This is a genomic window from Gorillibacterium sp. CAU 1737, assembly GCF_039888655.1.
GTDB lineage: Bacteria > Bacillota > Bacilli > Paenibacillales > NBRC-103111 > Gorillibacterium.
Window position 1 is genome coordinate 393,691 of the sequence record NZ_JBDQQO010000005.1, and the last position, 13,423, is coordinate 407,113.

A 13,423-nucleotide genomic window follows, 5' to 3' on the forward strand; every position below is an offset into this window, starting at 1 on the left:
ACCTTCCACCCGGTTGCGGTCGGGCGGAAGGTTCTTTGGTTTGGAGGTTGAACCGTTAGACGATGGTAATGTTCTTGCTAACTTTTGCGGTGGCTCCCGTGTTGTCCGTTACCGTCAAGGTGACCGTATAGGTTCCCGGTTTCGGGAACTTATGCTTCACCTCGGCGGTGCTGGCGGTGCTGCCGTCACCAAAGTTCCATTCGTATTTGACGATTTTCCCTGCAGGAGCGGTGGAGTTCGCCGCACTGTACGGGATTGCCAAGTCCAGGCTGGCCTTGGTCGGAGCCACGATGACGGCTACCGGAGGCTTCGCAGCCGGTTCTTCCACGTACAGCTTGCCTGCGGCTTGGGCGGTCGCCGTATTGCCTGCGGCATCTCGGGCGGTTACGGTGATGATCCCTCCGGCAAGGCGCAGGGCAGCGGGGGCTGTGAACGTTCCTTCATAATGGCCGGGAGCCGTCTCCTTCAAAGCCGTTTCCGTAGCAACGAAGGTAGTCGGAGAAGCGGGCAGGCTGATCGTGAAGGAAGCCGTGAGTCCCGGGTTGCTGTCATACGCGATCTTCACGCTGCCGCCAGGTGCAAGGTGCACATCAGCAGCCGGCAGGACGCCGGTGATAACCGGCGGCACCGTATGAACGGTCACCGTGCGAATAATGGTGGTCACATTGCCAGCCAGGTCGATCGCTTCCACCGTGATGCGGTTTTCTCCCTCGCTGCCGAGGAGACGTTCCGCAAAGGCTCCGTTTGTCAGAGTAGCAGCTTTGCCGTTGATCTTCACTTCTTTCAGGTGAAGATCCTGGGCAGTGCCATCTACGCGAATGACTTCGGTGTTGGTCACGAGACGATCCGTCGGCGAGGTGACATCCAATACCGGCGCCGTAGAATCAAGCGTGTAGACAAGCGGGAGGCTGCGGTCCGAGACGGCGCCGTTCACCACGACTTCAGCGGTGAGCGAATTGTCGCCTTCGCCAAGCTGCACTTGGGCTTGGAAGCGGCCGTTCTGAACCGTGGTCGTTGCGGCCAAGGCGGTACCGTTGTAGATCCGAATCTCGCCTCCATTGGCAGGGGAGGTGCCGTTTACGGTCACTGCCGGTTGGCTGGTGATGGTGCCGCCTTCCGGTGCGAGAAGCACGGGAACACCGGCATCATACCGTACCGCTGCTCGAATCATGTAGTTTCCTTCGTCAGCAGGCGACTTCGTCCAAACCCCGCTGACGACCTGCCAGCTGCGGCCCGCATTCGGGCCGTTTTCATCGGTTGCAAGGCCTGGCGACAGGGTTCCCACCTGCGGTTGGATGTAAACGATGTAGAAGTCTCCCGTCACCGATACGGCGGAGGGGAACACCACATTCGTCCATTGATCGTTCCGCAGAGCCGTTCCGGCAAAAGGACCGGCGAGCTTGCGTCCCGGAGCTCCGCCCGTTCCGCTCGCATCATAAACGGCATATTGGAAGGCTGTTCCTCCCGGTGAAGGGAATTGCGTGTTCCAGAAACGGAAGGAGGCGCCGGTTACTTGAGCCGAAGCCGATGCCGGGGTAAACCGGACGGCCCAGCCGTTGTTTGCTGCATTGAAGGCCCGGGCATTCTCCGCGGTTCCGTCATCATAAGCAATGTTCGCCGAGTAGCCGACGAACGGCTTCAGTGCGATGTTCTGCTCCAACCCGGCTGCCGTGACGGTAATCGACTGGGTGACGCTGTGATACTCGTCGGCGATCACCGACAGCGTGTACGTGCCTTCCAGCACGTTGAGCGAGTATCGGCCGTCTGCATCGGTCGTTGCCGGTGAGATGGCAGCGTCCTCCAGCACGCTCACTTTCGCTCCTGCAATGGGGGCTCCCGTCCGCTGATCGGTGACGGCTCCTTGCAGGATTCCATGCGGGATCGGCTCCAGGCTGAAGTTGACTTTGGCTTCCGCCCCTTGAGCGATCGTAACCGTCTTGGTTTGGGCTCGGTATCCGTAGGTTTCCGCCTTCAGCGTGTACGTACCGGCGGCATGGCGCAGCGAGTAGCGTCCGGTAGCCGGGTCGGCCTTGACCGAGCGTCCGGTCTCCAGAACGGTCACGGTGGCGCCAACCGGCAGACTCTCCAGCTCAATGTCTCCATGGGCAGCAGCGCTCGACAAGAGGCTGGTCTTCGATTGGAGCTCAGGCAGATAAGAGTCGTTCTTCACCTTTCCATCCGCAAGCTCTACACGGGAAGCGGTGGGGACGGAGGTTGGAGCCGTGTCTTCCGTAATGCGGAAGTCATCGATGTACCAACCGGCTTTGTTGACGCTGGTATCGGTCTTCAGGTGGAAGCGGAATTGAACAGGTCCGCCTACATAAGCACTCAAGTCGTAGACGACCGAAGACCACTTCTTGCCGTCGGTGCTGCTGCTGAAGCGAAGCAGCTCGGTCCATGTGGCGCCGCCATCCTTGGAGGCTTCCACGGTTCCGGCGTCATAGCGGGTTTCGATCTCATACCAATGCGAGAAGTTCAAGGCGGCATGCGGCTGCCCGGTCAAGTCGATGACGGGACTGTACAAGGAGTAGTCCGCACTGTTCTCATAAGTGGAATCCAGATCGGTTGCCCAGACGTTCGGGAGCGATGCAGCGGAAGCAGGGCCGCCGGTTCCACTCGGTATTCCGCGTTCCCATTCATCCTTCACGCCGCTGTGCGTCCATCCGTTGTCCGTCGGACCATCGAAATTGTCCGAATAGAGCACGGTAGCAAAATGAACGGTAACACTGGCCGGATCGGAGGCCGGTCCGGTATTGCCGGAGTAGTCTTGTGCCGCTACCTTATACGTGTAGAGCACATCATTCGGAGAGCCGTAGACGCCAGCCGTTACCGTGTCGGTATAAGATGTAGCAGCCGTCGTGGTAATCGGAGCAAAGTCTCCTGCTTCCTGAGCACGGTAGACGATGAATTGCTTCACGTCTTCATCGGCAGGCGGAGCCCAGTTCAATTGAACATGACCAACCGTATCGGCGACCGCGGTAAGGCCGATCGGGGCTCCGGGCGGTACTTCATCCGGCGCTTCTACCTTGAAATCATCAATGTACCAGCCAGCCTTATTGACGGTGTTATCGCTCGTCAAATTAAAGGCGAGCCATACCCGTTCTCCGGCATAGGCGGTGAGGTCGATGTTTTGGGTCTTCCAGCCGCCGCTTGCTCCAGTGAACGAGGCGAGAGGCAAAGCGTCCTCCTCATCTGCTTTCACCAGGTAAATGGTGCCTTCGTCATAGTTGGTTTCGATGTCATACCAGTGCTTGAACGTGACGAATGCGCCTCGCGGGCTGCTGCTGAGGTCAATGGGAGGGGAGAGCAGGAAGACGTTAGAGCCCGAAGCGTAGGTGCCGGTCAAGTTGGTGGCCACTACGTTCTGTCCCGAATAAGCAGCTCCCGGACCGCTGACAGGCTTGCCCCATTGCCAAGCCGGACCGGTTCCTCCCGTAGAGAAGCCGTAGGTGCTCGTCTCGAAGTCCTCAAAATACCCCGGAACGACGCCGTCTGAAATCTGCACCGTATAGAGCGGGGAATCGTAGCCGTTGTTGCCGTAGTCGTTCACACGAATGCGATATTCAAGTCCCGGTTTCGCAGCGAGCTGTCCGGGAATGACCGCCTGGTACACACCGTCGCGATAATCGCCCGATACGCGGGCCGCCGGAATGCTCGTGAACAGCGAGGTGCCTTTCTTGCGGGCCTGAACTTCAACAGCTGTGATGCTGACATCATCGCGAACGCGTGCGCTGATCGTGATATCGAGGCCGCTAAAGGCTGCGGTGATTGGAGTATGGTCGATGACCGGTTCTTCCAGGTCGTCTCCGCCGGTTACAACCTTCCCGGACACGCTGCCGCTTCCGACAAGCACTTCGTTGACGGCGGCCAAGGCGTTGATGATCCCGTGCCCGTAACCGTTGTTCGGCGTGGTCGGATATTCGGAATCGGTCCTAGGGTCGGCGGTTTGGATGATGATTTCCTCCAATTGGTCGACCGTGAGGGAATGATTGGCCTGGAGCAGCAGGGCGGCGAGAGCCGTCACATGCGGACCGGCCATCGAGGTGCCGTTCCAGCCGCCTTCATACCCGCCGGGTACGGAAGAGCGGATGTTTACGCCAGGTGCCGAAACCTCCGGCTTGATCTCTCCGTAAGGAGATGGACCGCGCAAGGAAAAGTCTGCGATCTGGCCGTTGATGTTGGTGGCGCCGGTGGCGAAGGATTCCGGATAGTTGGCCGGGTTGGCAACCGACCCGGGTCCGCCGGGATTCGTCAGCTTCACGTTACCGGCCGAGAACTCGGGGAAGATCCCCGCTGCTCGCCAGGCTTGTACGGACGGACGGAACCATTCATCCAGACCGGCACCGCCGCCCCAGGAGTTGTTGACGACGTCCGGTGCAAGCTCGGGATGAAGGTTGCCCTGAGCATCCACCGGAGCGAGAATCCATTGGGCTCCAGCGAGAATGACGCTGTCGGTGGTTTCGGGATTGAAGATCCGCACGGCGATCCACTTGGCGCCGGGGGCTACCCCGATCTTATTGGTGCCGTTTGCTTCTGAGCCGACCATTGTGCCCATCGTATGGGTACCATGGCCGTCTCCGTCGGCCGGAAGCCGCGCACCGCTATGAGCATCGAACCAGCTCAGCTCGGGGTTCACGATCTCGCCGTTCGCATTGACGGCCCGCCATTTGCTGTACAGGGCAGGATGTGTATAATCGACGCCGCTGTCGAGGTTGGCAACCACGATGCCGGTTCCGTCGATTCCCTTCTCCCAGACAGCGGGAACTCCGATGGCTGCGATGTTCCATTCCACATTGGGGTCGGCGGTCAGAGCCGCGCCGCTTTTGGCTTCCACCGCCGCTTCCTTCTTCTCCACCGGAACGGCAGCCGAAGCTGCGGGCGGGGAAGACGTCACGACTCCCTTATCCAAATAGCGCTCTTCATCCGGAAGAATCTTGGCCACTTCCGGCAGCTTGGCGATTTCCTCCATGACGGCTCTCGTACTCGTCACCGACAGAGCGTTGACGATAAAGAAGCTTTGGAAGGTTTTGACGTTGCCGTTCTGCTTTTCCTTCTCCAGCAGCTTTTCCACCGATCCTTGGGTTTCGGCGGTTACCTGCCGAAGGGCGCTGACCACGGCGTTGCGCACGGACAGCTTGGCAGCGGATGGAGTGGCTTTGGTCAAGGAAGCCTTTTGCAAGGCCTGGCGAGAAACTTCGGTTGGGTTTACTTGATCCGTCATTTTAACGAGGTAGGAGACATAGTCCGAGCTTTCAAATTCCTTGGACAGCTTCGCGGATATTTTGGCATCCGGCGCAGTCTGGGCCGATTGAAGCTTCTGTGAGCCAAGCTCCAGCTTGTCCCCGGCAGAACCGGAAGGTGAAGCAAAGGCTGGAACCGCGAGGGTGAGCGAAAGCAGCAGTTTGGCTCCGATCAGGAGAGATCGTTTTCCTCTATTGCCAATACTCAAACTAAACCACTCCCTATACTTGGATTAATAATGCCATTCAACGAAGCTAGGCCCGTTGTCACCGGAAGGGGCGACCACCGAGCTGTCTGATCCGTGTTCGACGAGTAACCGGAATGCGGTTCATCCCGTCAGCCGCGCGAATGCGGCAAGTCTCGCCAGAGAGCAAATCGTTTCGATGGGCGAGGGCGCCTTTCGTCAAGCTCCCGCACCTTCGATCCTCCTTTCGTCATTGTCTTCCTGCTGTTGCTCGCATTCTGGCTGAATACCGCTCTATGTTCGTTTATAGCACGAACAAGCAAGATTGGGTATAGAACCCAATTACTGGATTTACAATCAGTTAAAGGGATTTTCGGTTACAGGTTTCTCTCCTATCTCGCCTAATGACGACAGTGAAAACCCTCTCAATCTTGAATTGTGAGAATTTTCCGCCTACTAACTGGACAAAAGAATTCGAATTTTGTTGAGAGGCATGCATCTTTCGACCTAGAGCGTGTTTGCAAACCCGACCTTCGGTCGCAAACAGGATATTAGTCAAAATGACTTCTGTATTCCTCTTGCTTGGTTTCTCAACGGGATCTGCTTCTATCCAACAGCGTCTATTGTCGAGTCTTCCATCTCGTAGATCTACCGATTTTATCCAGGTGTGGTACACTGAATAACAGCGTGTCGAACGAGGAAAATAGGGGTCATACCGCTTTCATTGGACCAACTGAAAGATAGACGACAACGGTTAGAGGAGTGGTTGGCATGAAGACTAGCAAGGAGACGGCCGTTCACTACGGATGGGGAGAAGGCTGCGACGGCTGGAGGCTTGTCCAGCGAGAAGAACTGAGTGTCATCCACGAGCGGATGCCGGCGGGAACGCGGGAAGTTAAGCATTATCATCGTGCCGCGCGGCAATTCTTCTTCGTGCTTGCGGGTAAGGCTGTGCTTTGGATTGATGGGACCTCGCATGAGCTCGGCCCTCACGAAGGGGTGGAAGTGGCTCCTGACACGGCCCATTATATCTGCAACGACTTCGAAGAGTCTGTGGAGTTCCTGGTCATTTCTCATCCGGCGACCCGAGGGGATCGGGTCTTGGTCGAAGGCGCGGAGGGGGAATGAGTTGTGGGAGCAGGTGAGCTGCAGTTGCAGTTTCGACCAGAGGAAGCGGAGCAGATTGCCAAACGCTTTGGACAAGACTTCTTGGCGACGGTCGAGCAGAGGGGAAAGACGTTGTCGAAGGACTGGGGCTTGAGCGAGGTCGAGCTTATTCCGTCTTATTCGGCAAATCTCGTCCTTCGTTGTCAGGCGGAGCGATACGGGCCGTCGGTGTTGAAGCTGGCCCCGAGCCGCTCAGCCGAGCTTCGGACAGAGCTTCAAGCGCTTCGCTCTTACGAGGGCACTCGGTTTTGTCGGTTGTATGAAGCCGATCTGGAAAATGGAGCCTTGTTGATCGAGGCTATTCAGCCGGGTACTCCCCTGCGCGAAGTGGGACGGTTGGAGGAGCGTATTCAGGCATTTTGCTCGGTCTATGAGGGGCTGCATCGCCCTCCCGTGTCGGATGAAGTCTATCCCACTTATTTGGATTGGGTGACTCGTATCGCTGCCTATATGACCCGTGAAGCAGCCGGTTCTCCGCTTCAGCAAGCCATTTGTCGTGCGGAGGAGCTCTGCCGAGAGCTCTCTCTTCGCTATTCTCGTCCATTGCTGCTGCACGGAGACCTGCATCACGACAATCTGCTGCTGGATCGAGCAGGTGAGTATCGCATTATTGATCCCAAAGGGGTCGTTGGGGACCCGATCTGGGACCTTCCGCGCTTTCTCTTGAACGAGTTAGAGGATGAACCGTCTGATGAGGTGTATGTGAGGATGAACCGAGCCATCTCCCTCTTGGAAAATAGGCTTGGCGTACCGGAACCCGTTTTACGGAAGTGCCTGTATGTGGAGACAGCGATGGGCTTTTCCTGGTGCGTGGAAGACGGGGCGGATGCGGATGAGCAGAGGAGGCTGGCGGAGATGATGGCGTTTTGCGAGGCCATCTGTTTCCCGGGAGCTGCTTCGAATCCATGAGTTGGAACTTGCAAAAAGGAGGACACTTACATGATCAACATCCATTCCGGCTTGCGGTTGCGTCCCTTTCGTTACCCGGAGGATTGCAGCACGGCGCTGCCCTGGTATCAGGACAAAGAAGTGCTCTATTACTCGGAGGGAAAGACCGACGGTACCTACGATCTGGAAGTATTGGAGCGCATGTACGCTTACCTGCTCACGATCGGGGAGGTTTGCCTCATCGAAGTGCGGGAAGGGGAGAACTGGCGCGCGATTGGGGATGCCACTTTGTCGGAGGAGGATCTCCCCATTGTCATTGGCGTACCCGATTATCGCTCCAAAGGGATCGGCGCACAGGTCGTTCGGGCCTTCATCGAGCGAGCAAAGGAACTTGGCTTGCCGAAGCTGAACGTCCGGCAAATCTACTCGTACAATGAGCGTTCCCGGAAGCTTTTTGTGAGCCTCGGGTTTCGTGCGGTTGACCAGGGCGTCGATGGAAACGGGATCCGCTATGAACGCTTCGAATTGGAGTTGTCAGGACATACCCGATGGAATGCAGATGCGGAGAAGGACTCCTTCGTGGAAACCCCCGATCCCGATGCTCACGATATTCGGCGGTGGATCGCCGACATGGAGCGGACGCCGGAGCTGATCCGTCGCTGTGTGGAGGGAATGACTGATGCACAGCTTGATATGTCCTACCGGGAAGGCGGCTGGAGCGTCCGCCAGCTGGTTCACCACTTGGCGGACAATGACCTGCACGCCTATGTTCGGTTCAAGCGGGCTATGACAGAAGAAACGCCCGTCATGCCCTCCTATGAACAGGAGAAGTGGGCGGAGCTGGCCGACTACCGGGAACCGGTGGAGGTGTCGCTTCGGCTGATGGAGGCCGTCATCGCGAGACTCGCGGCGCTGGTGAAGACCATGACGCCTGACCAATTCCAGCGGACGTTGACCAGCAGTTCCTTCGGGACCATGACCTTGGCAGTCGCCCTCCAGCGGCTTCGCTGGCACGACCGCCATCATTTGGCGCAGATTGAGAAGGCTCGAGGTCGAGGATGCCACTGATGTTGAAATCTTTCAAATCTTAACTTTCTCCGGATAGGATTGCCTTCCACTGGGGATTCTCGGTAAGCTGAAAGCATGTTCCCGCTGGCCTGTAGTAGGTTGGTGGAGAACATGCTTTTTCAATCCCCGTCGGTTTCTTGGAAGACCGCACTTGAAGGAGGCCATTCCCTTGACGCAGCCCTACTCGTTCACCCGTATTGGGTATGCTTATGTGCCCACTACGAACCTCGATTCATCCATTGATTGGTACACCCGGAACCTCAGCTTTGCTCTGATGAGCAAATTTGAGGATCGGGGGTCGAACTTGGCCGTGCTGCATCATCCGCATGTGCACGCCATCGCCCTGCTTCTGATCGAGACAACGGACAAGCAGAGCCTGGAGATCGCGCGGAATGGGAAGCCCTTCCCGATCCTGGCTTTGAACTGCCCGGACATCGAGCATACGCATGCGCAGCTTCAGGCCAACGGCGTGGATGTCGGAGAGCTTCAGCAGTTGGGAAATGGCGAAGCGAAATCGTTCTTCTTCCGCGATGATCAAGGACATTTCCTGGAGGCGGCCTGGTCGATCTGGGACCCGAAGGACGAGTTGAAATCGCCTTTCCCTCCTGTAGAGGAAGGATGAGCGACGGCCTCCTCACTCGCAGAATGGTGTTTGCCTTAAGCAGCAATTGGGTACTCTACCGATAAGAGCGTGTTTGCACACACGCGCTAGCCGAAAGGTGACCCATTCAAGCGAAAGAGGTGATGCATCATGGCAACACAAACAGCAAATTCTCACCAGGAAGCCGTTGAGACGGTTCGCGACCTCATGAAGGGCATCGATATCGCCATGCTCACGACGGTGACGGACGAAGGATTGGTGTCTCGCCCCATGAAGACCCAGGAAGTGGAGTTTGACGGGGACCTGTGGTTTCTCACCAAGAAGGATACCGGCAAATACGAGGACCTCGTCCGCAATCCTCATGTGAACGTGGCGTTCGTCGGCAAATCGTACCTGTCCGTTCGCGGTACGGCAGAGCTTATTCAAAGCCCGGCGAAGGTAAGGGAATATTGGAGTGCGGCTTATGAGAAATTTCTGCAGACGTCGAGCGACGATCCCAACCTGATCCTGATCAAGGTGAAGGCGGAGGCGGCGGAATACTGGGAGACGGGCAGCATGACCAAGATGATCCGGCGCTTCTTCCAGAAAGTGACCGGCCACGGCGACGAGGATTCCGGCTTGAACGGAACCGTCGAGCTGTAGAGCGGCCTGCAGGAATGCGAAGAGACGTTGAATTCGAATGAATTCAAATGAAAAAAGGGTTGGCCTCCAGCAGAGCATGGACTCTGCAGGGGCCGACCCTTTTTGAGGTTGCTGGCTGCTGTGATTTCGCTTGCGGGATCAGGCAACCTCATGCTTGCGGAAGCCTCGGTACGCGAAGGGAAGCAGGATGATCGTGATGACGAGGGCCGCCGCTCCGATTGCATAAGGCAGGGGGAAGTTCAACCCGAATGCGTGGACAAGCTCATATCCGCGGAAGGCGCTGTATACCTCCGTCTGCCTGCCAGGCAGGAGAGCCAGCAAATCCTGGAGCAGGCGACTCTTGCCCGACGGGATAAAGAGGGGAGCCATAAAGAACACCGTGCTCCATATGATGACGGAAAAGGAAGTGCGCATGCGGGAAGAGAGCAGCAGGGTGATGCTTACCATGGCGAGACAGGTAAGCCAGCCGAATAGGGTGGTCAAGAGAAAAGCGCCAAGTACCGTAAGGGGATAGGGCGAGAAAAAGAAACGGGCGGTTACCATCTGCAAGGGGAGGTCCCATCCGGAAGCCCCATAGACGATCATGGATACCGTGAAGGTAAAGAGCCACCCCGCCAGGAACATACCGCTTGCGAACAGGAACGAAGCCTTCAGCTTGGCGGAGATGAGCTTGCTCCTGCCATGCCGGGTGGAGAGCACGATGGAATCGGCTCCAGTCTCGTATTCACTCGCGAATACCGGAGCGGTGCATATGCTGAGAACGAAGCAGGTGACGATTATAAACAAGTAGGAGAACTCGAGAACCACATCCCACCCTCTGGCGTAATCCAGCTTCATAGGGATGGCAATTTTCTCGTTCATGTGCCGAAAGGTTTCCATATCCGACTCGGAGTAGGAGGTTACACCAAGAGGATCTTCCAGGTGTTTTTCAATGATGGCGGTCCGTACGTCATAGAGGGCAGCCGCTTTCTCCGGCGTGAGGGATGCGCCTGTATATTGCTCGTGTTCCCCCATGAAGGAAAAGCTTTGCCAGAGGAAGTCGATGATAGGCGAATAGGGATAAGCCGCATAAGTGCCATCATTGGACAAAATGTCGGTCATTCCCTCTATTCCCGCCTTACTCGGATAGCTCGGACCCTGCACGATCTTTAAATAACTCGTTACCGTATCCGATAAGACGGCAGGGGTCAGTTCTCCCCGAAAAGTCTGGGTATAACGCTTCTGTAGGGTGATCGCGGCAAACCCTTTTACTTTATGGCTTGTATCGTAGGATTGTTCTAAGAAGGCCGTGGTCAACGTAACAAATGAGGTTACGATGATGATGCCGAGCAGTCCGAGGAGAGCGGACTTCCGACGAATGAGCTTGCGGAGCTCGAACCGGGTTAAAGTGCTCATGGCAGCACTTCCTTTCTTTTCGAGGAGCATGATCTTGGATTCCTCTTCGTTGTTGGATCAAGCGACCTCATGCTTGCGGAAGCCCCGGTACGCGAAGGGAAGAAGGAGAATCGCGACGAGCAGGGAGGCTACTCCCATTGCATAGGGTTGGTAGAGGTTCCATCCGAACAGGTGGTACACCTCATAATTGCGGAAAGTCTCGAATACCTCTGTCTGCTTGCCGGGCATGAGATCGAGGATATGATTGAAGAGGCGGCTCTGCTTGCTGTACGAGACAAAAAGCGGACTGATCAGAAGCAGGATACTCCATACGATGACCGGAAAAGGAGACCTCAGCCGGGAGGAGAGCAGCAGGGTGAAGCTGACCACCAGGAGACAAGCCAGCAGCCCGATCAGAGTTGCCAGAAGAAATGCACCCAGAACGGATACGGGGAACGGCGAAAACAGGAGGCGAGTGTCGAGGGTCTGCAAGGGGGAGTCCCACCCGGAGGGCCCATAGATCGCCAAGGCTAATCCGAGTGAAGCAAACCAGCCCAGAAGGAACATGCCGCTTGAGAACAGGAGAGAAGCGCGCAGCTTGGCATGAATGACCTTGCCTCGGCCGTGTCGCGTGGAGAGGACGATGGAATCCGCACCCGTCTGGTATTCGCTCGAAAATACAGGGGCTGCGCATACACTGAGGACAAATGCCGCTACGAGAAAGTAGCTGCCGCTCCCTTGGAGAATCGCGTTCCAGCCATTGGTGTACTCCAGCTTCATTGGAGTGGAGATGCGCGCGTTCATGGCTTTGAAGAACGCCTTGTCCTTCTCCGAGTAATTCCCGTAGGTGTAATCCATAGTCAAGTAGCTTTCGACGCGAGCATCTCGGCGCTCATAAAAGTGTTCGGCATCACTTGGAGCTAACTGATCGATGATGTAATAATCGTATCCGGTTGCCGGGGAATAGCCGGAACGGATGAAATCCATCACAAAGTCATCAGGATAAGTGGCGTAAAAGCCCTCGTTGGTTAGGGACTTCTTGCCAGCATCCCCGTCAAATACCCCGATATAGGCAGGGTTGTTTCGTATTTCCTGATAGCGGGTGATGACTTCTTTTAACAATGCCGGTGTCAATTCCCCCGAATGAGCCTGCGCATAGTGCTTGTCGAGAGAGATCGCGGCAAACCCTTTCACTTCGCCGTTCGAATCGTAGGATTCTTCCATGAAGGCGGGAACCAAGATGCTCAAAAATCCTACAAGCAGAAGGCCGAGCAGTCCGATGAGCGCGGTTTTGCGGCGAATGAGCTTGCGAAGCTCAAAGCGGGTCAAGGCGTTCATGGGCGGGCTCCCTCTCTAGTCGAGGAGTGGGATTCGGATTCCTCGCGAAAATGGTACAGGTACAGGTCTTCCAGAGTCGGGGTTGCTTGTACCGCATCTGCAACAGGAGGGACGGCGGAGATGATACGGAGTTCTACCTCGTTCCCTTCATGTCGAAGGTTGCTGATCAGAAATCCTCTGCCCAGCTGCTCGGTCTCCCGTTCCGACAAGCGGCAAGCCCATACCAATCCCTCCATACTGCGGGTGAGCTCCTGAGCGGTTCCACTCATGAGAATGCGCCCTTTTTTCATGATGAGGATCTGGTGAGCAATGGACTCCACATCAGGCACGATGTGTGTCGACAGGATGACGATCTTGTCCTTCGCGAGATCGGCGATCATGTTGCGGAAGCGGACCCGCTCCTTGGGATCGAGGCCGGCGGTGGGCTCGTCCAGCACGAGAATTCGGGGATCGTTCAACAGTGCTTGGGCAATGCCCAGTCGCTGTTTCATCCCTCCCGAGTAGGTGCGAATTTTTTTGTGCTGCACGTCGAGAAGAGAGACCTTCTCCAATAGCTCGGCGGTTCGATGCTTGGCAGCAGAGGGCGTTAGGCCCTTTAAGGCCGCTACATAATGCATGAATTCCCGGGCGGTAAAATCGGGGTAATAGCCGAATTCCTGCGGCAAATACCCGAGCAGGTCACGATAGGCTTCCCCAAGAGAGGTGATGTCCTGCTCATCCAGAGCGATGCGGCCGGACGTGGGGGAGAGAACACTGCAGATCATGCGCATGAGGGTGGTTTTGCCTGCGCCGTTTGCGCCAAGCAGGCCGTAGATGCCGGGATGAAGCCGGGCCGATATCCCGTCTACGACGGTTGTTTTTCCATAGCGTTTGCTGATGGCTTCGATAGCGAGTTCCATGAGGGAGGTATGTCCCCTTTC

At 56.6% G+C, this 13,423-nt stretch carries 9 protein-coding genes; 5 read left to right on the forward strand and 4 right to left on the reverse strand.

Going from position 1 to position 13,423, the window contains the following annotated elements:
* Positions 1-55 precede the first annotated feature (55 nt).
* Positions 56-5,449 (reverse strand): S8 family serine peptidase, encoded by a 5,394-nt coding sequence (locus AAFN83_RS13445; RefSeq protein WP_347770159.1) that lies wholly within the window; start codon positions 5,447-5,449, stop codon positions 56-58.
* A 747-nt stretch (positions 5,450-6,196) separates the two neighbouring features.
* Between AAFN83_RS13445 and AAFN83_RS13450 the strand changes: the two genes are divergently transcribed.
* The 5 genes from AAFN83_RS13450 to AAFN83_RS13470 all read left to right on the forward strand — a co-directional run bounded on the left by AAFN83_RS13450 (position 6,197) and on the right by AAFN83_RS13470 (position 9,791).
* Positions 6,197-6,553: a cupin domain-containing protein gene (locus tag AAFN83_RS13450; RefSeq protein ID WP_347770161.1), complete on the forward strand. Its 357-nt coding sequence runs from the start codon at positions 6,197-6,199 to the stop codon at positions 6,551-6,553.
* Positions 6,554-6,556: 3 nt separating this feature from the next.
* Entirely contained in the window at positions 6,557-7,501 is a 945-nt protein-coding gene (locus AAFN83_RS13455; protein WP_347770163.1) for an aminoglycoside phosphotransferase family protein, read from the forward strand.
* A 30-nt stretch (positions 7,502-7,531) separates the two neighbouring features.
* A complete protein-coding gene (locus AAFN83_RS13460; protein WP_347770165.1) occupies positions 7,532-8,548 on the forward strand; it encodes a YfiT family bacillithiol transferase in 1,017 nt (338 codons plus the stop codon).
* A 169-nt stretch (positions 8,549-8,717) separates the two neighbouring features.
* Positions 8,718-9,170, forward strand: a complete 453-nt coding sequence (locus AAFN83_RS13465; protein WP_347770167.1) for a VOC family protein — start codon at positions 8,718-8,720, stop codon at positions 9,168-9,170.
* A 129-nt stretch (positions 9,171-9,299) separates the two neighbouring features.
* A complete protein-coding gene (locus tag AAFN83_RS13470; RefSeq protein ID WP_347770169.1) occupies positions 9,300-9,791 on the forward strand; it encodes a pyridoxamine 5'-phosphate oxidase family protein in 492 nt (163 codons plus the stop codon).
* Positions 9,792-9,929: 138 nt separating this feature from the next.
* On the opposite strand, the gene AAFN83_RS13475 is transcribed toward AAFN83_RS13470, so the two are convergent.
* The 3 genes from AAFN83_RS13475 to AAFN83_RS13485 are packed head-to-tail and all read right to left on the reverse strand — an operon-like array spanning position 9,930 to position 13,402.
* The gene (locus tag AAFN83_RS13475; protein ID WP_347770171.1) at positions 9,930-11,186 is read right to left on the reverse strand and encodes an ABC transporter permease subunit; all 1,257 of its coding nucleotides are present in this window, start codon (positions 11,184-11,186) and stop codon (positions 9,930-9,932) included.
* Positions 11,187-11,243: 57 nt separating this feature from the next.
* Positions 11,244-12,503 carry an ABC-2 family transporter permease gene (locus AAFN83_RS13480; RefSeq protein ID WP_347770173.1) on the reverse strand — a complete coding sequence of 420 codons (1,260 nt, stop codon included), beginning with the start codon at positions 12,501-12,503 and terminating at the stop codon, positions 11,244-11,246.
* Positions 12,500-13,402, reverse strand: coding sequence for an ABC transporter ATP-binding protein (locus AAFN83_RS13485; RefSeq protein WP_347770175.1), 903 nt, complete (start codon positions 13,400-13,402; stop codon positions 12,500-12,502). The genes AAFN83_RS13480 and AAFN83_RS13485 overlap by 4 nt, the downstream gene beginning before the upstream one ends.
* Positions 13,403-13,423: the final 21 nt, after the last annotated feature.

Bases quoted from the DNA above. Each gene is read 5' to 3' on its own strand.
- AAFN83_RS13480 (WP_347770173.1), bottom strand. From the start codon at position 12,503: ATGAACGCCTTGACCCGCTTTGAGCTTCGCAAGCTCATTCGCCGCAAA.
- AAFN83_RS13485 (WP_347770175.1), bottom strand. From the start codon at position 13,402: ATGGAACTCGCTATCGAAGCCATCAGCAAACGCTATGGAAAAACAACC.
- AAFN83_RS13450 (WP_347770161.1), top strand. From the start codon at position 6,197: ATGAAGACTAGCAAGGAGACGGCCGTTCACTACGGATGGGGAGAAGGC.
- AAFN83_RS13470 (WP_347770169.1), top strand. From the start codon at position 9,300: ATGGCAACACAAACAGCAAATTCTCACCAGGAAGCCGTTGAGACGGTT.
- AAFN83_RS13475 (WP_347770171.1), bottom strand. From the start codon at position 11,186: ATGAGCACTTTAACCCGGTTCGAGCTCCGCAAGCTCATTCGTCGGAAG.
- AAFN83_RS13460 (WP_347770165.1), top strand. From the start codon at position 7,532: ATGATCAACATCCATTCCGGCTTGCGGTTGCGTCCCTTTCGTTACCCG.